Origin of the sequence: Kutzneria chonburiensis (assembly GCF_028622115.1) — a bacterium.
Lineage (GTDB): Bacteria > Actinomycetota > Actinomycetes > Mycobacteriales > Pseudonocardiaceae > Kutzneria > Kutzneria chonburiensis.
Genome location: NZ_CP097263.1, coordinates 1,988,292 through 2,009,465, shown reverse-complemented (window position 1 = coordinate 2,009,465; position 21,174 = coordinate 1,988,292). Strand labels below are relative to the sequence as shown.

The following is a 21,174-nucleotide window of genomic DNA, read 5'->3' as shown; positions in this document are numbered from 1 at the left end:
TCCCTCCGGATTCGTGGCCGAATCGCCGATTCGACCCAGATGTTTACGTCAACATGAGTTCGGCGAGGCTAACTTGTTGACGTAAACATGTCCAGCGTCGACATCGAGGGAGACGAACCGGTGCGACAGAGTCCCGGAGCAGGTCAGCGCGGGCCGTCCATGGCCGATGTGGCCCGGGAGGCCGGCGTGTCCGGGCAGACCGTGTCCCGGGTGGCCAACGGCCGGTCCAATGTCGACGCCGACACCCGCGAGCGGGTGCTGGCCGCGATGCGCCGGGTCGGCTACCGGCCCAACAGCGCCGCCCGCGCCCTGCGCAACGGCCGGTTCCGCACCATCGGCGTGATCGTCTCGTCGCTGTCCACCTTCGGCAACAGCCGCACCCTGGACGCCATCGCCGCCGCCATGGTCGAGCACGGCTTCTCCATCGTGCTGATGACCGTGCCGCGGTCCACCCAGGGCGAGGTCACCGGGGCGTTCAGCCGGCTCGGCGAGCAGGCGGTGGACGGCGTGATCATCCTGATCGAGCAGCACCAGCTGGACCAGAACGAGATCGAGCTGCCGCAGGGCCTGCCGGTCGTCGTGATCGACTCCAGCGCGCGCTACCCCTCCCCCGTGATCGACACCGACCAGGCCGAGGGCGCCGCCTCCGCGACCCGGCACCTGCTGGAGCTGGGCCACGACACCGTCTGGCACATCGCCGGGCCGCCGCAGTCCTACGCCGCCGAGCGTCGTCTCAGGTCGTGGCGGGAGGTTCTGGAGTCGGCCGGCCGTCGCGTGCCGCCCGTGCTGGTCGGCGACTGGTCGGCGGCGGCCGGCTATGCGCACGGCAAACGGCTCGCCGCGGATCCGTCCGTCACCGCCGTGTTCACCGCCAACGACCAGATGGCGCTCGGGCTGCTGCGGGCACTGCACGAAGCCGGCCGGGACGTGCCGGGTGAGGTCAGCGTCGTCGGCTTCGACGACATGGCCGAGGCCGCCCACTTCTGGCCGCCGCTCACCACGGTCCGCCAGTCCTTCGACAGTGTGGGGCGGCACGCCGTCGCCGCCCTCATCGCGGAGATCAGCAGCGGCCGGCAGGAGTCGACCACCGTCCGCATCCCGACCGAGCTCGTCGTCCGGTCGAGCACCGCGCCACCGTCGAACTGATCGAGCGTGGGGTGAACGCGGGCCGCCGAATCTTGACCGTCGACCACACAGGAACTTAATGTCGACATGCCCTCAGTTGTGTTAGCGCTAACACTCCCGTGATCGCACGGCAGGGCGGCGAGAAAGAAGACAACAACGATGAAGTTGTTCCTGTTACGCCGGCTCGGCGTCGCACTGGCCGTGACGGCCACGGTCCTCCCGCTCGGCGGCGTGACGGCCGACGCGGCGCCACGCCCCACCGTGCGGGCCGAGGCCGACTCACCCGTGCGGAGCGCGGCGAATTCCCTGTCCGTGCCGAACATCGACGATGTTCGCGGCAACATCACCCTGCCCACCACCGGCACGAACGGCGCGACCGTCACCTGGACGTCGTCCGACGGCAAGGTGATCACGCCGACCGGCGAGGTCACCCGGCCGGCCGCCGGCGGCAAGCCGGCCAAGGTCGGGCTGACCGCGACGGTGCGCCTCGGGCGGGACAGCGCCACACGTCGGTTCACCGCGACCGTCGCGCCGCTGCCGCCCAAGGAGCCGTTGGCCGGCTACAGCTTCTTCTACTTCACCGGCGAGGGAAACTCGAACGGGGAACAGATCTACTCCGCGGCCAGCAAGGGCAACGACCCGCTCAACTGGACCGAGCTCAACAACGGGCAGCCGGTGCTCAAGTCGAGCCTCGGCGAGATGGGCGTGCGCGACCCGTTCGTCATGCGCTCCCCCGACGGCGACAAGTTCTACCTGCTGGCCACCGATCTGAAGATCAACGGCGGCCGCGGCTGGGACGCCGAGCAGCGCACCGGCAGCCGGTCGATCATGATCTGGGAGTCCGACGATCTGGTCCACTGGTCGCAGGAACGCAGTGCACAGGTCGCCCCGCCGAACGCCGGCAACACTTGGGCCCCGGAAGCCTTCTGGGACGCCAAACGCGGTGACTACGTCGTCTTCTGGGCGTCCAAGCTGTACGCGGACAACGACCCCGGCCACACCGGCGACAGCTACAACCGCATGATGTACGCGACCACGCGGGACTTCGTCACATTCAGCGCGCCCAAGGTGTGGATCGACCCCGGCTACTCGGTGATCGACTCCACGGTGATCCAGAACAACGGCACCTACTACCGGTTCACCAAGGACGAGCGGAACAACACGTCCTCGTCGCCGTGCAGCAAGTACATCCTTGAGCAGAAGTCCGCCGACCTGCTCGACCCGAACTTCGACTTCGTCGCCGAGTGCATCGGCAAGGCCACTGTGGACAGTCCCGGCCTTTCCGCCGGCGAGGGGCCGACCGGTTTCAAGTCCAACACCGAGAACAAGTGGTACCTGTTCATCGACGAGTACGGCGGCCGCGGCTACGTGCCGTTCGAGACCACGGATCTCAATTCGGGCAAGTGGACCATGTCCACCGGCGCGCACCTGCCGGCGTCGCCGCGGCACGGCACCGTCCTGCCGGTCACGCAGGCCGAGTTGAACCGGCTGACCGCTCCCCCGGCCCCGGTCAAGGCCGATGCCAACGGCCTGGTCGCGCACTGGCCGCTCGACGCCAAGTCGGGCCTGGTCGCCGCCGACACCACCGGTCACGGCTATGACGGCGCACTGGCCGGCGACGTGGCGTGGTCCGGCGGCGCGCTGTCTTTCGGTGGCACGAACGGCCACGTGCAGTTGCCCAACAACCTGCTGACCGGGGCGAGCGCCGCCACGGTCTCGACCGACGTCTTCGTCGATCCGAACCAGCAGACGCCGTACTTCCTTTACGGCTTCGGCAATACGGCACCTTCCGGCGTCGGCAACGGCTACCTGTTCGCCACCGGCGGCACCGCCGACAGCGGCCTGCGCGGCGCGATCGCGACCGGCAACTGGACCACCGAACAGCAGGCGCAGTCCACCACACCACTGCCACGCGGGGTCTGGAAGAACCTGACCTTGACCGTCGGCAATGGCGTGGAGGTGCTGTACCTGGACGGCGTCGAGGTCGGCCGGAACACCAGCGCCACGATCAAGCCGTCGGACATCGGCGGCGGCGTGACCGCGGCGAACTATCTCGGCCGGTCGGTGTACGCGCCGGACAAGTTCTTCACCGGCAGGATGAAGGACGTCCGCCTGTACGACCGGGCGCTGTCCGGGGACGAGGTCGCCGCGTTGCCGTCGAACAGCACCTTGATCCGTTCCGTTGACCTGGCTTCCCTCAAGGCCCCGGCCGTGATCGACAGCGCCGCGGGCACCGTCGTGCTGCCCGTCAAACCGGGCACCGACCTGCGCCGGCTGGCCCCGAAGTTCGGGCTCGCACCGGGTTCGCGGATCGAGCCCGGCAGTGGCCGCACGGTGGATCTGAGCCGACCCCGTCGGTTCACCGTCACCGGGCCGGACGGCAGCAGTCGCGTGTGGACGGTCGAGGCACACGAGATGCGCAGCCCCGTGTTGGCGGGCTACAACGCGGACCCCAACATCGTGGCGTTCGGTGACACGTACTACATCTACCCGACCACCGACGGCTTTCCCGGTTGGGGCAGCACCTCGTTCTCCGCCTGGTCCTCCAAGGATCTCGTGCACTGGACGAACCGCGGCGTCGTGCTCGACCTCGGTCCCGGTGTGAGCTGGGCCGACAAGAACGCGTGGGCCCCGACCATCGCCGAGCGCAACGGCAAGTACTACTTCTACTTCTGCGCCGAGGCCAAGATCGGCGTCGCCGTCGGCGATTCGCCCACCGGTCCGTTCAAGGACACCGGCAAGCCCTTGATCGCGTCCAACCCGGACGGCGGGCAGGCCATCGACCCCGCCGTGTTCATCGACCACAGTGGACAGCCGTACCTGTACTGGGGCAACGGCAACGCCTACGTCGTGCCGCTGGGCGACGACATGATCTCCTACGATCCCACGAAGATCACGCACCTCGCCGGGTTGGCCGACTTCCGTGAGGGCCTGTTCATGGTGGAGCGGCGGGGCACGTACTACCTGAGCTGGTCGATCGACGACACCGGCAGCCAGAACTACCGGGTCGGCTACGCCACGTCGTCCAGCCCCACCGGGCCGTTCACCAACCACGGCGTGATCCTGAGCAAGGATCCTCAGCTCGGCATCCTCGGCACCGGCCACAGCTCCATGCTCCAGGTGCCCGGCACCGACGACTGGTACATCGCCTACCACCGCTTCGGTATTCCCGGCGGGGACGGCACACACCGTGAGACCACCATCGACAAGCTGACGTTCAACCGCGACGGCACCATCGCGGCGGTCAAGCCCACCTTGGAAAGCGTTGCCCCGCAGTGGATCCCTTCACACCACTGCGGCCGATCCTGGTATCTGTGAGTCGGATCCCTGAGCACGACAGCCCGGTGCGACCTTCGGTCGCACCGGGCTCGATTTTGCGTCGGGATCACCGCACGGGTGTTGGTGGGGCTGGGTTCCGCGGGCTTGCTCGGACGACGGGCGGTACACCGGAGTGGCGGGCGGGTGGGGCACCAAGGTCACACACGGCGCGAGGCAGTGTCCTGGACGTGGTCGTCGAGCTCGCAACGGCAGAGTGTGACGTGGGTACCCGCGCTCAGCCCGGCCGAGAAGTGAAGCAGTCGCTGACACCAACCCCAACCGCTAGACCGCCGAGGGCGGGCGGGGCGCAAAAGCCACCCACCCACCCGCATCACATCGGGCGGCGGCCGGGATCACTTGTGCGCCCTGCCTGGCGGCTGCGGTGCCGAAGGCGGTGTACGGCGGCGTGGAGCAGGCGACCAACGGGCCGGGTCAGGTAGGCGATGAACAACTCCTCCTGGCCGGACAAGGTGGTGGGGATCGGCAGGGACACGTGGCGGTCAGCGCGAGCGGCGGGCGATCAGGCGCTGGAGGGCGATGAACACGAACAACAGCACGCCGATCACGATGCGGGTCCACCACGAACTCAGCGTGCCGTCGAAGGTGATGAGGGTCTGGATGATGCCCAGGACGAGCACGCCGAGCACGGTGCCGAGGACGTAGCCGGAACCGCCGGTGAGGATGGTGCCGCCGATGACTACGGCGGCGATGGCGTCGAGCTCCATGCCGACGCCCCCGAGGGGGTCGGCGGACAGGGTGTAGAAGGCCATGAGCACACCGCCGAGGGCGGAGCAAAGGCCGCTGATGGTGTAGACGGCAACCTTGGTGCGCGCGACGGCCAAGCCCATCAACAGCGCGGAGCGCTCACCGCCGCCGACGGCGTAGACGGTCCGGCCGAAGCGGGAGAAGTGCAGGACGTAGCCGGCGATCGCGACGACTACCAGGGCGATCACGACGCTGGGCGACACGTGCAGGGTGCCACCGAGTGGAATCGGCGTCTGGGCCATGGCGGTGTAGGTGCCGTTGTCGATGGCGATGGACTCGGTGCTGATCGTGTAGCACAGCCCCCGGGCCAAGAACATGCCGGCCAGCGTGACGATGAACGGCTGGATCTCGAAGTAGTGGATCACCAGCCCCATCGCGAAGCCGAGGATCGCGCCCATCGCGAGCACCAACGGGATGACGGCGTAGGCGGGCCAGCCCTTGTGCTGCAACAGATCAGCGGAGGCCATTGTGGACAGTGCGGCGACGGAACCGACCGAGAGGTCGATGCCGCCGGTCAGGATGACGAACGTCGCCCCGACCGCGACCACCAGTAGGAAGGCATGGTCGATGAAGATGTCCAGCACCACTTGGCCGGAACCGAACGCGGGGTACCGGGCGGCACCGAAGCCGTATGCGCCGACCAACAAAGCGAAGGCGGCCAACACGGGCAGGTAGCGGCGCTGCGGCCGGTAGGACCGCAGACGAACGGCCAGCGCGGTCACGAGGCCACCTCCACCTTCTTCTCGGGCGCGGGCAGCGACGCCGGCGGTTCTGGCCGTCGTCGGCGACGGACGAGTTTGGCGCGGAACGCCGGCGACTGCACCAGGCACACGGCGGTGACGACAACTGCCTTGAACAGCAGGGTTTCCTGGGACGGGATGCCGAGCGCGTACACCGTGGTGGTCAGGGTCTGGATGAGCAGCGCGCCGATCACGGTGCCGCCCAACGAGAACCGGCCGCCGGTGAGCTGGGTGCCGCCGATCACCACGGCGAGGATGGCGTCCAGCTCCATCCACAGGCCGGCGTTGTTGCCGTCGGCCCCGGTCACGTTGGAGCTGATGATCAGCCCGGCGATGCCGGCGCACAGCGCGCTGAAGACGTAGCACAGCCAGATCAGCCGGCCCGACCGCAGCCCGGACAGCCGGCTGGCCTCGGGGTTGCCGCCAACCGACTCCAGCAGCAGACCGAGCGCAGTTCGGCGCACGACAAGGGATGTGAGCGCGAACACCGCCATGGCGATGAGGAACGACAGCGGCAGCGTGAGCAGGTAGCCGCCCGCGATGGCCAGGAACGGCGCCGAAGACACCGTGACGATCTGGCCGCCGGTGATCAGCTGGGCCAGGCCACGGCCGGCCACCATGAGTATCAGCGTGGCGACGATCGGCTGGATCTTCAGTCCCGCCACCAGCCAGCCGTTCCACGCGCCCAGCACCAGGCACAGCCCGAGGGCCATGGCCACGGCGAGGACCACGGAGGTGCTGCCCAGCTGCACGCAGGCCATGCCGCCGCTCACCGCGACCACCGCGCCGACGGACAGGTCGATGCCCCGCGTGGCGACGACCAGGGTCATGCCGACGGCGACGAGGATCAGCGGGGCGCCGTTGCGGAGGATGTCGATGACGTTGCCGTACAGGTGGCCGTCACGGATCTCGATCGCGAAGAACCGCGGCGACACCGCGACATTGCCGAGCAGCAGCGCCACCAGCGCCGCGGCCGGCCAGAACAGCCGATGCCTGGTCATGATCCGGTCCCGTCCGCGATGGTCGACATGATCTCCTCCGGGGTGAGCCCCTCGTTGGCCAGCTGGGCCACGACGCGCCGGTCACGCAGCACGGCCACGTGATGGCTCAGCCGCAGCACCTCCTCCAGCTCGGCGGAGACGAACAGCACGGCCATGCCGTCCTCGGACAGCGACGCCACCAGCCGCTGGATCTCCGCCTTGGCGCCGATGTCGATGCCGCGGGTGGGCTCGTCCAGGATCAGCAGCCGCGGCTCGGTGGCCAGCCACCGGGCCAGCAGCACCTTCTGCTGGTTGCCGCCGGACAGCGTGCCCACCACGGCCTCGGGATCGGCCGGGCGGATGTCCAGCGCCTCGATGTAGCGGGCGGCCAGTTCGAGCTGACGCCGCCGCGGGATCGGCCGCAGCCAACCGCGGGAGGCCTGCACGGCCAGCGCGATGTTCTCCCGGATGGTCAGCTCGGCGATCAGGCCCTCGGTCTTGCGGTTCTCGGAACAGAAGGCGATGCGGTGCTTCATCGCCACCCGAGGCGACCGCAGGTGCACGCGCTGGCCGTCGATGTCGACGGTGCCGGCGTCGGCGTGGTCGGCGCCGAACAGCAGCCGGGCCAGCTCGGTGCGGCCGGAGCCGAGCAGCCCGGCCAGCCCGACCACCTCGCCCCGCTTGACTGTTAACGCGAACGGCTCGATGGCGCCGTTGCGGCCCAACCCGTCGGCCGACACCAGCACCGGAGGGTCCGCGTCGGGCCGGGACCGCTCGGACACCTCCAGCTCGTCCAGCGCGGCCAGTTCCTTGCCGATCATCTTCCGGACCAGCTCGACCGGCGTCATCTCGGCGGTGAGGTACTCGCCGACGAGCTTTCCGTTGCGCAGCACGGTCATCCGGTCGGCGATGGCGAAAACCTGGTCGATGAAGTGGGACACGAACAGAATGGCCATGCCGTCGGCGCGCAGCGCCCGCAGCACGGTCATCAGCTGCTCGACCTCCTTGGCGTCCAAACTGGACGTCGGCTCGTCGAGCACCAGCACCCGCGCCTGCACGTCGAGGGCGCGGGCGATGGCCACCATCTGCTGCACCGCGATCGACTGCGTGCCCAGCTCGGCCGACACGTCGACGCGAAGGTCGAGCCGGGCCAACAGCTCTTCGGCCCGCTTGCGCATCCGCGACCACTGGATGCGGCCGAACCGGCGCGGCTCACGGCCGATGAAGATGTTCTCCGCGACCGACAGGTTCGGACACAGGTTCACCTCCTGGTAGACCGTGCTGACGCCGGCCCGCTGGGCCTGGTCCGGGCCGCCGAAGGCCACCGGCGACCCGGACAACTCGATCGCGCCCGCGTCCACACCCTCGACCCCGGTCAACACCTTGATCAGGGTCGACTTTCCGGCGCCGTTCTCGCCCATCAGGGCGTGCACCTCGCCGGGGAACAGGCGGAAGTCGACGCCGTCGAGGGCGGTGACGCCGGGGAACCGCTTGCTGATGCCGGTCATCCGGAGGATCGCTCGGGATTGGTTCATCGCATGGCCGTTCTGGGGTGGACGCGGGCGGACACGATCAGTACTGGCGGCTCGGCAGCGCGGCCTTGGCCGCCGCCTGGTCGAACGCGGTCTCCTTGGTCAGGATGCGCTCGGGCACGCTCTGCCCGGCGGCGACCTTCTTGACCAGGTCCATCAGCTGCGGGCCGAGCAGCGGGTTGCACTCGACGACGTAGTTGAACTTGCCGTCGGCCAGGGCCTGCAGGCCGTCGTGGGTGCCGTCGACCGTGACGATCTTGATGTCCTTGCCGGGGGTCAGGCCGGCGGCCTGGATGGCGTCCAGCGCGCCGAGGCCCATGTCGTCGTTCTGCGCGAAGAGCAGGTCGATCTTGCTCTGCGACTTGAGGAACGACTCCATCACCTGCTTGCCCTGGGCCCGGGTGAAGTCACCGCTCTGGGAGGCGACGATCTTGAACTTCGGGTCGGCCTTGACCACGTCGTTGAAGCCCTTGGACCGGTCGTTGGCCGGCGCCGAGCCGGTGGTGCCCTCCAGCACGGCGACGTTCACCGGCGCGGTGGCCGACGCGTACTCCTTGGCCACCCAGTCACCGGCCTCCTTGCCCTCGTTGACGAAGTCGGAGCCCAGGAAGCTCTTGTACAGCGAGGTGTCCTTGGAGTCGATCGCGCGGTCGGTGAGGATCACCGGGATGTTCGCGGTCTTGGCCTCCTTGAGCACGGTGTCCCAGCCGGTCTCCACCACCGGCGAGAAGGCGATCACGCTGACCTTCTGCTGGATGTAGGAGCGGATGGCCTGGATCTGGTTGGCCTGCTTCTGCTGTGCGTCGGAGAACTTCAGCGTGATGTTGGCCGACTTGGCCGACTCCTGGATCGACTTGGTGTTCGCCGTCCGCCAGCCGCTCTCCGCGCCGACCTGGGCGAAGCCCAGGGTGATGGCGCCGTCGCCGCCCGCGGCGGGGGAACCGCCACCGCAGCCGGCCAGCATGGTCAGGCCGAGCGCGCCGGCCACGAGCAACGCCACTCTGGTACGTAACACGTTCACTCCTCGATCACCGTTGATCCGATCCGTTAGCGCTAACATTCGACGGGCTCGGCGGCGGCGTGCCGGGCCGTCCCGCCCGTTATCGGGGGCCGGTGCTCTCCCGCACGATGAGCTCCGGCGTGATCAGCTGACGCGCCCCGCGGGCCTCCTCACGCAGCCGCAGCAGCAACAACTCGAACGCCTGCCGGCCGACCTCGATGAAGTCCTGCCGGACGGTGGTCAGCGGCGGGCTGTAGTACGCCGCCTCGGGCACGTCGTCGAACCCGACCACGTGCACGTCCCGCGGCACGGCGACGCCGGCCTCGGCGAAGGCCCGCAGCATGCCGAGGGCCATCTGGTCGTTGGCCACGAACACGGCGGTGACGTTGCCCATCTTCACCAGGGCCTGCCCCGCCTCATAGCCCGAGCGAGGACTCCAGTCGCCCCGCAGGACCGGCGGCACCACAAGATCGTGCGACAGCAGCGTTTCCAGCCAACCCCGCTCCCTGGCCCCGGCCTCCAGCCAGTCCGACGGACCGGCCACGTGCCACACGGTCTCGTGCCCAAGGGCCAGCAGGTGCTCGGTGGCCCGCCGCGCGCCGTCGAACTGGTCCACGGTCACCACCGGAACCGGTGCCGAATCGGCGGCGCCGACGGCGACCAGCGCAACGTCGCTCGGCACGACGTCCAGCGCGTGACCGGCCGAGACGTGCGGGGCGATCACCAGGATGCCCTCGACCGCCTGCCGGCGCAGGTTCTCCACGGCGTCCGAAATGGACTGTGGCTGCGGCCGGCCGACACTGGAGATGGTGATGGCGTAGCCGGCCTCACGCGCCGCGTGCTCGATGCCGTACAGCATGCTGGCCGGCCCGAACAGCGTGGAGTCCAGCGCGACCACGCCCAGCGTCTCGGACTTGCCCGTGGCCAGCGCCCGCGCCGCCGAGTTGGGGCGGTAGTCCAGCTCGCGAATGGCCGCCTCGACCCGTGCGCGGGTCTCCGGCCGCACCGGCCCGGTGCCGTTGATCACCCGGGACACCGTCATGTGCGACACGCCCGCCACCTCGGCCACGTCCGTCAGGCTCGCCTGCCGTACGCCGGGCGTCCCCGCGTTCTTGCGACCGCCGTCGGTCGAGGATGTGCGTGCCACCTGTGTCAGCCCCCGTCGTCCGCGGTTCACCACCGCTTGTCGAGGTGGACAGTGTTAGCGATAACAGGCCGCGGGTCAATGACCGGTCGGATAACGGTTCGATGCCGGCCGCCGAACCGGCCTGGTACGGCGCGAACGGCGTCGTCCGCCCTCTGGCCGGATCTGCTGTGAGCGCTAACATCATGCGCACGACGAAATGGCCGGTGCGGGTCCCGAGCTCTGCCGGACGGTGAGCCGGGGCACGATCCGCCGCACCTCGGGTTCGTCCTCCCCCTCGAACTGGCGTAACACCGTGTCCACCGCGAGCGCGCCGAGGTCGGCCGTGGGCACGGCGACGGACGTGAGCGGAATCGGCGCTCGCCTGGCCGTCTCATCCCGGCAAACGGCGACAACCGAGATGTCCTCGGGCACCCGTCGCCCCAGCGCGTGCAGGTGCTCCAGCACGCCCGGCAGCACGACCTCGTTCTCCACGACCAGCGCCGTGACGCCCGATTCCCCGGCCAACAACGCCTGGAGGCAGCTCCGCACGGCATCGGCGGAATCCCCGCACGGACGCCGACGCACGTGAATGCCGGACCGTGCCGCCGTAGCCTCGAATGTTCGCGTGCACTGCCGCGCGTGGTCGGCCCCCACACGGTGGTGGACAGCGGCGAGCCCACCAGCCCGACGGTCCGGTGGCCCAGACTCGCCAGGTGTTCGACGACGCCGGCGGCCGCCGCATCGAAGTCGAGCGTCACACACGACAGGCCCGTCGACTGCGCCGGCTCGCCGACCAGCACCACCGGGCGGCCAAGAGCCGTCAGCGCAGGGATCCTCGGGTCCGACGCCTGCACGTCCGTCACGATGAGCGCGTCGGCGACCGCGGTGGACACCGCCCGCCGCAGGGCGGCCATGCCGGTGCCGTGGGTGAGCAGCAACAGGTCGTGGTCCCGGGCGTGGGCGGCGGTCATCACCGAGCCCACGAACCTGGTCAACGTGGGCACGGTGTTGGCCGAGTGCAGCGGCGCCAGCAGGCCGATGACCCCCGTGCGCTGTCGGGGCGCGGACGTCCGCCGGCTGTGCGGCCGGTAGCCGAGCTGGCGGATGCTCTGCTCCACCAGCCGGCGGGTGTCGGCCGAGATCGGCCTTTTCCCGTTGAGCACGTAGGACACCGTGCTGGGCGCCACCCCGGCCGCACGGGCCACGTCGATGATCGTCACCACGCGCCGGCTCCTTTGCCGTCGAATTCCGTCGATGAGGAGGGAAAGTAGACGAGAGCGGAGACGGCACACAAGCATGGATGGCAATCGTTAGCATTGACACTCGTCGAATGTGTCGAACACATCACGGCCGGAAATATGTCCAGACCACTGGACGGCAATTCACTGTGCCCGATATCACCTGGTCACGAGCCTGCGGCGGGGAAAACATCCCATGTTCAAACGAGGCCGCCACGGCCTATTGTCCGACTCGCGAAAAAAGGCGTTGACCGGTCGACGCCGTTGCCGATCCGTTGTTCATGGCGGCCAAACAGCAGCCGGCGAGTTGCCGGGCGCGGGGTAAGTCCAACGATGGTTGTCACGGCAACCAACGATCAAGAGCCCGCCTTGTCGGCGCCGGTCACGGCGAGCAGCACCGCCGCCTGCGCGTGGACGGTGACGGCGTAGCCCGAGATCATCGTGCCGCGGTTGGTCGCGCTCCACCCGTCGCGGACGGACGCGACTGCCGGCCCCGGTCGCAGATCGACAGCGGCCCATCCTTCCCGCCGGTCAGCGCTGCGTGTAGACGAAACCGACCTTGTCCACCTCGTCGCCGGATCGTCCGTGGAAGCCGGCGATCTGCCAGCCGTCGGGTGCTGTGCGCGTCACGCAGTCCGAGGTCGGCGAGCCGCCGGCGAGCGTGTGCCCGAGGTTGGTGACGAACCGGGCCGAGAAGATGCGGGTGTTGCCCTTGTACTTGCCCTGGCACAGCGTCGCCGAGGTGATGAACTCGTTGCCGGCCAACGTCAATGACGCCGGGTCACCGCCGTTGCCGCCGTGCGCCAGTGTCGTGCCGTCGGCCAGGGTGACGCCGACCTGGTCCACCCGGGAGCCGCTGCGCAGCGATACCGTGCGGACACGCGCCGCTGACGGAACCGTTGCGACATCAGTGAAGTAGTCGCCGTGCGGACCGCCGAACTGGTCGGACAGGCGCAGCGCCGGGTTGCGCGTCCACGTGAACCGGACCGTCACGGGGTCGTGGTCGGAGAGCATCCGCCCGGCGTCGTCGAGGAACTTGGCGTGCTCGTTGTTGTAGTACGTGGCAGTGAGGTCGATGAGCCGGCTGCCGCGGTAGAGGATCTTGTCCACCACCTCGCAGTCATTGGTGACGTGCTGCTCGTCGCACACCAGCGCCGGGCTGCCCGGGGCCGGGGCACTGCCGTTCCGGACGAGCTGCACCCACGCGTCGGTCAAGCCGTTGGCGGCGGCGAAACCGGCGATGGTGTCGGCGGCACGGGTGTAGCGAGTGTTGGTGTCGCCCATGACGATCACCGCGTTGCCGACCGAGTGGCTCTGGATGAAGTCGCTCAGCTGAGCCAGGTTCGACGCCCGCGACGACTCGTCCCCGCTGTTGTCGCCGGCGTTGGTGTGCAGGTTGTAGACATCCACGTACACGCCCTCGGCGAGCCGCTCCCGGATGAAGGTGAAACCCTTGGGCGTCAGGCAGTCCCCCGAGTCGAGCTGGCACGATTTCCAGTGCACGCGCTCGAAGTCGTCCTCGTCGTACGGCAGTGACGACAGGGAGTTCAGGCCGCTGCCGATGCCCGCGCCGCCACTGGTCGGCGTCCGGTACGGGTGGCTGTCGGCGGCGTACAACGCGGCGTGGTAGTTGAAGTCCTCTTCCACGTGCACGACGTCGTACGGGCCGAGTCGCTGCCCGATGGCGGTTGTCGCCGACTGGCGCGGCGTCGGCGCGCTGGAGATCCCTTCCGGCAGCCCGGCCACGTTGTAGCTCAGCACCGAGAAGCTGCCCCCGTCCGCGGTGTCGGCGTGGACCATCGCCGGCGCGACCATGGCCGCTGCGGCAACAAGGACGACAAGGCTTTTCCTCACGGGCTCTCCCCTACGACGTCGACCGGCGTTCTTCCGCGTGTGCCAACGGAACACCACAGCGCAGCGTTAGCGCTAACATCTCTTGCGGTCGAATGGAATGATCAGCGGTTCCGCCGGGAGCCGTCAAGGGCAGAACCCGAGATTCCCCCGCCCGTCACCGGTTCGTCGCCGACCGCGGCGGAATCCGTCGAATTCGACGACCACTCAGCTGTTCGGCCGAGGACATCCGTCCCGGCCGAACGGCCGGGACGGCGAAGGCGTCGACTACCGCAGCGCGGCCAGCACACCGGACCAGGTGTCGTGGCCTTCCGCCGGCATGGGCACGATGATCTGGGTGGCGATGTCGCCGAACCGGGCCTTGATCCGGTCGGCCACGTGATCGGGTTCGGCGACGATCGCGAAGGCCGCCAGCATCTCGTCGTCGATCGACGGTCCCAGGAGATCGAGCCGGCCGTCGGCCGCCAGCTTCACCGCTTCGTCGGCCAGCGAGTCCCAGCCGTGCAACTCCAACACCGGTCGGTAGCTCGCAGTGGCGGCGTAGAAGGCGATCTCCTGCTTGACCATGTCCTTGGACCGCTGGAACGACGCCTCGTCGGCGCCGGTCACCAGGAACGACGGCGGCCCGATCCGGAAGCCGGCCATGGTCTTTCCCGCCCGGGCCCGGCCCCGGGCCAACGCCGGCAGGGTCACCTCCCGCAGGTAGCGCTCCGTCATGAAGTTGTGGCACAGGAAGCCGTCCGCCACCTCACCGGCCACCTCCGCCATGCGCCGGCCGACCCCGGACAGGTTGATGTCCGGGTAGCCGTACGGGTTGGGGCCGGGGTCGAAGAACGGTGGAAGTTCCGTGTGGGTGAAGAAATCGCCCCGAAAATCGGGCTGCGTCCCGGTGCGGAACGCCGTCCAGATGGCCCGCACGGCCAGCACGTACTCCCGGATCCTGGCCGCGGGGCGGGACCACGGCATGCCGTAGCGGTGCCGGATCTGGCTCTCCACCCCACAGGCCAGGCCAAGGGTGAACCGCCCCGCGCTCACCAGCTGCGTGTCATTGGCCGCGACGGCCATGGACATGGGGTTGCGGGCAAACGCGATCGCCACGATCGTCTGCACCTTCAGCGTGGTGGTGGCCTGCGCGGCCAATGCCGCCAGCACGAACGGATCGTGTTGGGCTTCGGCGATCCACACACCGTCGAACCCGGCCGCCTCCACCCGTCTTGCCGCCGCACCAATATCCCGTGGACCAGCCATCATGTCGCCGGTGTCGATCCGGACCATGCCTGTCTCCCTCGCTCGCGACTGGTGAATCGCCCTCAGTTCCGCACCCTGGCGGGCTCATCGGGCCCAGTATTGATCGACGCGATCGTGGGACGGCCGTTGCGGAACCGGGGCCGACAAGGGTCATGGCGGCAACTCACACTGCCCGCCAGCAATGGCGCTCACTGCACGGACGCTGCCGCGGCAAGGAAATCGGCGTGCTGGACGATGCCCCATTCGGTCTGCGCCGGTTCCACCGCCCACTGCACCGGCCCGTGCCGGGTCGGGGTCGGCGGGGCCGGGACCCACCCGTCACGGCTGGACACGCGGGCATCCAACCGTCCCAACGCGGGCCGCCACGGCAGATCCCGCGCCACCCAGAACAGCCGCCGGCCACGTTCCCGCCACACCGCAACCGGAGTAGGGGTACGGCGTTCCTCGAGCACGCCCTGCACCCTGGTAGCAGCCACTTCGGGCAGGCTGACGACGTCGAACACCACGCCGGTTCGAATGCCCACCGACACGGTGAGCATACGGAACCACGCCGCCACGACCTTCGGGTCCGCGCTGGCGCGGTCGTGCCAGAGCCGCCACACCGGATGCAGCGTCTGCTCGAAACAATCTGCCTGCACACACACGTAGTTCCGGCCGTCGAAGAACGACACCGGCACCACCGGCCAACCATGCACCGCGTACTCGACGGCGGCGACCTGGAGCGCACGACGTACGGCGGCGGACGACAGCCGTGCCGCCGCGCTCACGGCTGCGGCTCGAAGGCCCGCGTGAGCACGACGGTGTCGTCCTGGACTTCCACGCCGTCCAGGTGATGGCCGGGTCTTCGTCCCTGGTAACGGAGTTCGACGCGCTCGGCGGTCAGCATCAAGCCCACGTGCGGCTTCTCCGCGCAGGTCGCGGCGATCCGCACACCACGCTCCACCCACGCCGCCAGATCGGCCCGCTCCTGGGCGGAAACCGGCCCCAGCTCCGCGGGCACGTCGACATGCGCCACCAGACCCCGTTGCCCGGCTTCGGTCAGCAAGGCCGCCACGAGTTGCTGACGCAGGTCCGGCCGCGGACCACCGGGCAGCCGTCCGTGCAGACGCTCGATCGCGGTGGCCAGCGCGGCGATCGGGCCGGCCAGCCGCCGGTGGACGTGCTCGTCGGCGGCCGTGCCGATCCGCGACAGATCGATGGTGACGTCGAAGAGTTCGGCCGCCGTTCTGGTCGCGATGCCGGCGTACTCCTCGACGGTGATCGGCGCCGGCTCGTCGTCGTGCTCGCCGAGCACGAGCGACCAGCCCATGTGCTCGGCGAAGCCCACCAGCATGTCCCGGTCGCCGGCACGGAACTCCGGCCGGCCGATGTGCCGGCCGAGCGCCACCACGCCGACCATCCGCGAGTTCAGCCACACCGGCGCGACCAGCGCCGGACCGACCCGCACGCTGCGTTCGGCCCGCACCGCGCCGCTGTCCCGCTCGATGTCGCTGAGCAGCACGGCCCGGCCGGCTTCGATCGCCAGTGCCGACACCGATCCCTCGACCGGGATGAGCCGACCGGCCCAGTCGCCGAAACCGCCGGCCGTCATCGCGACCCGCAGCCAACGTCCACCGTCGATCAGCACCGCCAACACGGCGGTGTCGGCCGAACCGCACACCGCCGCACTGTCCAGCAACGTGCTCAGGAAGGCGCGCGGCTGCTCCTGCGGGCGGGCGTCGAGCAGCACCCGGCCGAGCACCTCGCGCCAGTCCGGGCGTCGGTCCTGCGCCCGCACGCGTTCGGACATGGCGTCGAGCGTCTGCCGGAAGGGCTCCAAGGGTTGGCTCCTGTCACAGGGTGGATGCGCCCGTGACGTCGTCGTTGCACAGTCAACGTGAACGCCAGGAGGCAACCGTCACCCGTTCACCAACCGACACCGCACCTTCGGGTGTAACGCGCTGACGGCCGCCACCGACTCGACCGACGCCCACCCCTGTCAGCCCGGTTCGCGGATCACGGCGACCGGGACGGGCGCGTGATGGACCACAGCGTGGCTGATCGAACCGAGGATCACCCGCTGTAGCGCGCCGCGATGGCGGCTGCCCACGACCAGCAGCGCGGCGTCGCCGGCACGGTCGAGCAGCGCCTGGACGGGCTGCTCGTCGACCTCCTCGCGCTGGATGTCGAGCTCGGGATGCGCCGTGCGCCACGCGTCGACCTCGGCGGCGACGGCCGCGTTCACGACGTCGTGCTCGGCCGCGGCGGCATTGCGCTGCTCAGTGGTCAGCCGCTCGGCGACCAGGGCGAACAGGCTGTCGGCCCGGCCATGCACGGCGCGCACCGGCAGCTTGTGCCGTGCGGCGAAGTCGAGGGCGAAGCGGGCGGCGTGATCGCCGCCGCCCAGACCGCCGACACCGATCACGACACACGATCCCGGAGCCGTCCCTCGGACGACAATGACCGGCCGCGATGTCACGTGCAGGAGCTCGGAGGCCGTGGAGCCGAGGAGCGTGCGGGCCAACGCACTGTGACCGCGCCCGCCGACGACGACCAGCTCGGCCTCCACGGCCTCGGCTTCGGCCGCCAGCACGTCGGCGGCCGGGCCGTCACGCAGCGCAGTCGTGACTTCCTGATCCAACTCCGCGGCCTGCGCGGCCAACTGCTCCGCGAGGACCTCCCGGATCTGGTCGCGGTCGGGCTCCGGCGGGTACTCGGCGATCGAGCCCGGCAGGTAGCCGACCGGCCACTGCGTCTCGACGGCCTGCACGAGATGCAGCGGCCGGCCACGCACGGTCGCCTCCCGCGCCGCCCACACCACGGCGTCCCGGGCGCCGGGCGACCCGTCGGTGCCGACCAGGACGGGACGAGAATGCGATGAGGTCAAGGCAACGTCCTTTCGTCACCTTGAGAATGCCCGAGACGGACGCCGCCGAACCCCGCTCACAGCCAGTGACCGCCCGGCCTCCGGCGGGTGACGCCCCCGGCCGGGGAACCGGGGGCGTCGGTCACGTCACGGCGAAGAGCAGTTCACCGTGGGCTGCGCGGGATTGGACCCGGTCACGTTCATGGTGAGTCCGAACGTGGTCGAGCCGTCGGCCGGCACCGTTCGGTTCCAGTCGGCGTTGCGGACGACCGTGAGTGAACCGTCCTGGCTCATCACGCCGTTCCACAGGCTGTTCACGGTCTGCCCGGCCGGCTGGGTCCAGCTGACGGTCCAGCCGTTGATCGGCGCGGTGCCGTGGTTCATGACCTGCACGGTGGCCTGGTAGCCGCCGTTCCACTGGTTGGTGATGGCGAACTCGGCCATGCACCCGTGGTCGCCGCTGCCGGGCGGCGGGGGCGGCGGCGCGTCCTTGATGCCGGTGACCTCGCCGTGCCCGCCGTCGAACGTCACGTCGGAGCAGCCGTAGAAGGTTTCCGTGCTGTCCGAACGCTTCCACACCGAGTAGATGATGTGCCGACCGGTCTTGTCGGCCGGCAACGCCCCCGACCAGTCGTACTGGCCGTTGACCGTGCCGACCTGGCCGGTCACCGGCGGGTGGTCCACGGTGAGGAAAGGCTGGTCCTCCAACTCGTCCCAGGTCAGTGGCTTCGTGGGATCCCAGCCGTCCTTGGTGACGTAGGTGTAGAACCAGCCGGGGTGCGCCGCCCAGGCGTTGTAGGCGAAGTCGAACCGGGCGCCGGCCGTGAGGTGCGTGAGCGGCCAGTTGCCGACCTGGTCGAAGCCGGCGTAGTTGGGATTGCCGCCGCTGCACAGCTTTCCGTCGGGGATGAAGCCGCGGGTGCGGCCGGCGCCGTCGGACCGCAGCACGGCGAACCAGTTGTACAGGGAATTCGTGCCGCTGACGTTCACCGCCGACGAGCAGGCGGGGTTCTGCGGCACGATCTGGCCGGTCGAGGTCAGCCCGTCCTCCCAGCACAGGAAGGTGCGGCTACCGGGTTTCATCATCGCGCCGTGGGCCGAGGCGGGTCCCGCGCCCAGCAGCACCAGTGCCGCGCTCGCCGCGATCACGACGAGCGATCTCCACATCTTCACGATCAACTCCTCAACAGCCGATTCGCGTGGTGGCCACGGCGACGTCGTCGAACCACAGGGTGTCGTCGCCGCCGGCATAGCTCTCCCAGCCGAACCGCAGGTCCACCGGCGCGGGACGCCAGGAGCCCGAGCCAGCCACTGCTGGTCGACGTCCGGTGTCGGCACGCCGTCCACGACCAGACCCGGCACCACGGCGCCGTCCAACCAGGTCTGGAGATGGCTGCCGTCCAACCCGAACTCCAGGCAGTGCCAGTCGCCGACCGGCAGCGGCCGGCTCTGGGCCACGCCGACCGGGCTCTGCGCCGGCAGTGTCGCGTCGTCGGACTCGCGGTTGAACTGCAACGCACCGTTCTGGCCGCCCATGCGCAGATCACGGCCGTTGTCGTTGCTGTCCTTCATGGCGAGGAAAGTGACGTGTCCGGTCGGCAGCAGTGTGCTGTGCCGTAAGTAGAAGCGGACGTAGAGCGGCGTGCCGCCGGACAGCTTCGTGCCGAAGAAGGCGTGGTTGCAGTAGTACGCCTTGCCGTCGACCCGCATCGAATGGCTGCCGCTGTGCGCGACCGTGTTGTCCACCGACACCGTGCCGGTGCCCTGGCAGTTGGCCGCGCCGGTCGTCCACAACCCGGTCTGCGTCTCGAAACCGTCGCTGAGCACCGTGGTCGTCGGGTGTGGCAGCAGCGCCGTGATCAGCGCTGCTGCCAACAACATCCGCATGTCAGCTCACCCCGCAGGCGGTGCCGTCCACGGCGTACCCCGTCGGCTGTCCCGACGAGGAACCGTTGGCCTGGAAGCCGATCGACACGCTGGCCCCGGCATTGAGCGTGGGTGCCCAGCTCGGAGCCTTGGCGGTGACGGTCGTGCCGCTCTGGCTCACGGTCGCGTTCCAGCCGTTGAGTATCTGCACTCCGCCGGGCTCGGTCCAGGTCAGCGTCCAGTTGGCCAGCGGAGCGGTGCCGGTGTCCTTGAGCGTGACGGTGGCGTTGAAACCGCCGTTCCAGCTGCTGTCGACGTGATAGGTCACCGCGCAGGAGGCAGGCGGCGGGGTGGGGCCGCCACCGCCACCTCCGCCGCCGCCGACCGGCGGGATCAGGTACGGCTGGAGAATCGACTGCTTGTTCTGGTCGACGGTCTTCCAGTCGTCCTTCAGGATGCCGCCGGTGTCCCCGGAGTCCGGGTTCCAGGACCAGTAGGTGAAACTCATCCCGGTCGGCCCGGTTCCCATGTACGCCAACAGCTTCTGCAACCAGACCGTGTCCTTCGGATCGACCAGCGTGCTGCCGAACTCGCCGACCAGCACCGGCGCGATGTGCTGCTTGACCAGGTAGCCGAAGAAGTGGTCCCACAGGGCCGGCATGTTGGCCGGGAAGGTGGGGTCGTCGAACCAGGTCTGGTGGAACACCGAGGTGGCGTACTCGTGGGCCGAGTACACCAGCTTGTCCGATTTGGACAGTCGAACCGGATACTGCGCGGCGCCCGACAGGTTGCCGCCCCACCAGCCGCACTGCGGATCGCCGGTGCCGGAAACGCAGTCGATGCCCTCGACGATGATCAGCACGTCCGGATTGACCGCCAGGATGGCGTTGCCGGCCCGCTCGGCGGCGAGCCGCCAGTCGTGGGCGGTGTCGCCGCACCCCCAGCAGGCGCCGCCACCTCCCTGGATCGTGTGCGGCTCGTTGTGCAGGTCCATGCCGACCACGGTGGGATTTCCCTTGTACCGCTGGGCGAGCATGGTCCAGTCGGAGAGCCACCGGCTCTCCGGGTACTGCGCGGTGTACCACAGCGGGGACTGCGCGCCGCTGTCCGGGCGGTGCTGGTCGAGCACCACCCGCATGCCCTTGCGGCCGATGTAGTCGATCACCTTGTCCAGGATCTGGATGCCGGAAAGGCCGATCAGCTCCGGGTTCGAGTTGGCGTCGATGCTGTTGGGCGTGGAACCCGGGTCGAACAGCTGGTTGGAGTACGGCACCCGGACGGCGTTGTAGCCCAGCGACGCCATCTGGTCGACCATGTCCTTGTAGTTGCGGGACCACAGGCCGTGGAAGGTGTAGTTGGCCGTCTCCGCGCCGAACCAGTTCAGCCCGGTCAGCCGGACCGGCGCCCCGGTCGAGTCCACGATCTGCGAACCGACCGTGTGGTAGTAGCCTGCGCTCGCGGCCGCGTGGGCCGGGCTCACCGTGACAGCGGTGAGCCCGGCCACTGCGGCAACGGCGGCGAGCCATCGCTTCATGTGCAC

16 protein-coding genes and 1 pseudogene are annotated in these 21,174 nt (G+C 69.3%); 3 read left to right on the top strand and 14 right to left on the bottom strand.

Features of this window, described 5'->3' with window-relative positions; genetic code table 11:
- Positions 1-159: 159 nt before the first annotated feature.
- Both M3Q35_RS09170 and M3Q35_RS09165 read left to right on the top strand, forming a co-directional pair.
- Positions 160-1,146 (top strand): LacI family DNA-binding transcriptional regulator, encoded by a 987-nt coding sequence (locus M3Q35_RS09170; RefSeq protein WP_273944291.1) that lies wholly within the window; start codon positions 160-162, stop codon positions 1,144-1,146.
- A 138-nt stretch (positions 1,147-1,284) separates the two neighbouring features.
- Positions 1,285-4,443, top strand: a complete 3,159-nt coding sequence (locus tag M3Q35_RS09165; RefSeq protein WP_273941236.1) for a family 43 glycosylhydrolase — start codon at positions 1,285-1,287, stop codon at positions 4,441-4,443.
- Between the two features lie 500 nt (positions 4,444-4,943).
- Here M3Q35_RS09165 and yjfF read toward each other — a convergent pair whose 3' ends face one another.
- The 6 genes from yjfF to M3Q35_RS48475 form a co-directional block, all read right to left on the bottom strand.
- Positions 4,944-5,930 (bottom strand): galactofuranose ABC transporter, permease protein YjfF, encoded by a 987-nt coding sequence (yjfF, locus tag M3Q35_RS09160; RefSeq protein WP_273941235.1) that lies wholly within the window; start codon positions 5,928-5,930, stop codon positions 4,944-4,946.
- A complete protein-coding gene (locus M3Q35_RS09155) occupies positions 5,927-6,949 on the bottom strand; it encodes an ABC transporter permease (RefSeq protein WP_273941234.1) in 1,023 nt (340 codons plus the stop codon). Before M3Q35_RS09155 ends, yjfF begins: the two co-directional genes overlap by 4 nt.
- On the bottom strand, positions 6,946-8,436 hold the full coding sequence (locus M3Q35_RS09150; RefSeq protein ID WP_273941233.1) for a sugar ABC transporter ATP-binding protein: 1,491 nt from the start codon (positions 8,434-8,436) through the stop codon (positions 6,946-6,948). The genes M3Q35_RS09155 and M3Q35_RS09150 overlap by 4 nt, the downstream gene beginning before the upstream one ends.
- Positions 8,437-8,500: 64 nt before the next feature.
- Positions 8,501-9,481: an ABC transporter substrate-binding protein gene (locus M3Q35_RS09145; RefSeq protein ID WP_379794034.1), complete on the bottom strand. Its 981-nt coding sequence runs from the start codon at positions 9,479-9,481 to the stop codon at positions 8,501-8,503.
- Positions 9,482-9,560: 79 nt separating this feature from the next.
- Complete coding sequence (locus tag M3Q35_RS09140) at positions 9,561-10,607, bottom strand: LacI family DNA-binding transcriptional regulator (RefSeq protein ID WP_273941232.1); 1,047 nt, start codon at positions 10,605-10,607, stop codon at positions 9,561-9,563.
- A 180-nt stretch (positions 10,608-10,787) separates the two neighbouring features.
- Entirely contained in the window at positions 10,788-11,240 is a 453-nt protein-coding gene (locus M3Q35_RS48475) for a substrate-binding domain-containing protein (protein ID WP_337960574.1), read from the bottom strand.
- A 210-nt stretch (positions 11,241-11,450) separates the two neighbouring features.
- Here M3Q35_RS48475 and M3Q35_RS48470 point away from each other — a divergent pair, with 210 nt between their 5' ends.
- A complete protein-coding gene (locus M3Q35_RS48470) occupies positions 11,451-11,678 on the top strand; it encodes a hypothetical protein (protein WP_337960573.1) in 228 nt (75 codons plus the stop codon).
- 50 nt (positions 11,679-11,728) lie between these two features.
- On the opposite strand, the pseudogene M3Q35_RS48465 reads toward M3Q35_RS48470, so the two are convergent.
- The 8 genes and pseudogenes from M3Q35_RS48465 to M3Q35_RS09100 all read right to left on the bottom strand — a co-directional run.
- Positions 11,729-11,884: pseudogene (locus M3Q35_RS48465) on the bottom strand (LacI family DNA-binding transcriptional regulator); the annotation flags it as partial.
- 471 nt (positions 11,885-12,355) lie between these two features.
- A complete protein-coding gene (locus tag M3Q35_RS09130; protein WP_273941231.1) occupies positions 12,356-13,678 on the bottom strand; it encodes a jacalin-like lectin in 1,323 nt (440 codons plus the stop codon).
- Between the two features lie 264 nt (positions 13,679-13,942).
- Positions 13,943-14,950, bottom strand: coding sequence for a TIGR03617 family F420-dependent LLM class oxidoreductase (locus M3Q35_RS09125; RefSeq protein WP_273941230.1), 1,008 nt, complete (start codon positions 14,948-14,950; stop codon positions 13,943-13,945).
- Positions 14,951-15,111: 161 nt separating this feature from the next.
- Positions 15,112-15,690, bottom strand: coding sequence for a bifunctional DNA primase/polymerase (locus tag M3Q35_RS09120; RefSeq protein WP_273941229.1), 579 nt, complete (start codon positions 15,688-15,690; stop codon positions 15,112-15,114).
- Positions 15,687-16,742 carry a GAF domain-containing protein gene (locus M3Q35_RS09115; RefSeq protein ID WP_273941228.1) on the bottom strand — a complete coding sequence of 352 codons (1,056 nt, stop codon included), beginning with the start codon at positions 16,740-16,742 and terminating at the stop codon, positions 15,687-15,689. The genes M3Q35_RS09120 and M3Q35_RS09115 overlap by 4 nt, the downstream gene beginning before the upstream one ends.
- A gap of 159 nt (positions 16,743-16,901) precedes the next feature.
- Entirely contained in the window at positions 16,902-17,789 is an 888-nt protein-coding gene (locus tag M3Q35_RS09110) for a universal stress protein (RefSeq protein ID WP_273941227.1), read from the bottom strand.
- A 126-nt stretch (positions 17,790-17,915) separates the two neighbouring features.
- Complete coding sequence (locus M3Q35_RS49140; protein WP_273941226.1) at positions 17,916-19,655, bottom strand: lytic polysaccharide monooxygenase auxiliary activity family 9 protein; 1,740 nt, start codon at positions 19,653-19,655, stop codon at positions 17,916-17,918.
- 1 nt (position 19,656) lies between these two features.
- A complete protein-coding gene (locus M3Q35_RS09100) occupies positions 19,657-21,168 on the bottom strand; it encodes a cellulase family glycosylhydrolase (protein WP_273941225.1) in 1,512 nt (503 codons plus the stop codon).
- Between the last annotated feature and the right edge of the window lie 6 nt (positions 21,169-21,174).

Bases quoted from the DNA above. Each gene is read 5' to 3' on its own strand.
- M3Q35_RS09170 (WP_273944291.1), top strand. From the start codon at position 160: ATGGCCGATGTGGCCCGGGAGGCCGGCGTGTCCGGGCAGACCGTGTCC.
- M3Q35_RS09155 (WP_273941234.1), bottom strand. From the start codon at position 6,949: ATGACCAGGCATCGGCTGTTCTGGCCGGCCGCGGCGCTGGTGGCGCTG.
- M3Q35_RS09100 (WP_273941225.1), bottom strand. From the start codon at position 21,168: ATGAAGCGATGGCTCGCCGCCGTTGCCGCAGTGGCCGGGCTCACCGCT.
- M3Q35_RS09165 (WP_273941236.1), top strand. From the start codon at position 1,285: ATGAAGTTGTTCCTGTTACGCCGGCTCGGCGTCGCACTGGCCGTGACG.
- M3Q35_RS48470 (WP_337960573.1), top strand. From the start codon at position 11,451: ATGAGCGCGTCGGCGACCGCGGTGGACACCGCCCGCCGCAGGGCGGCC.
- M3Q35_RS09150 (WP_273941233.1), bottom strand. From the start codon at position 8,436: ATGACCGGCATCAGCAAGCGGTTCCCCGGCGTCACCGCCCTCGACGGC.
- M3Q35_RS09125 (WP_273941230.1), bottom strand. From the start codon at position 14,950: ATGGTCCGGATCGACACCGGCGACATGATGGCTGGTCCACGGGATATT.
- M3Q35_RS49140 (WP_273941226.1), bottom strand. From the start codon at position 19,655: ATGCGGATGTTGTTGGCAGCAGCGCTGATCACGGCGCTGCTGCCACAC.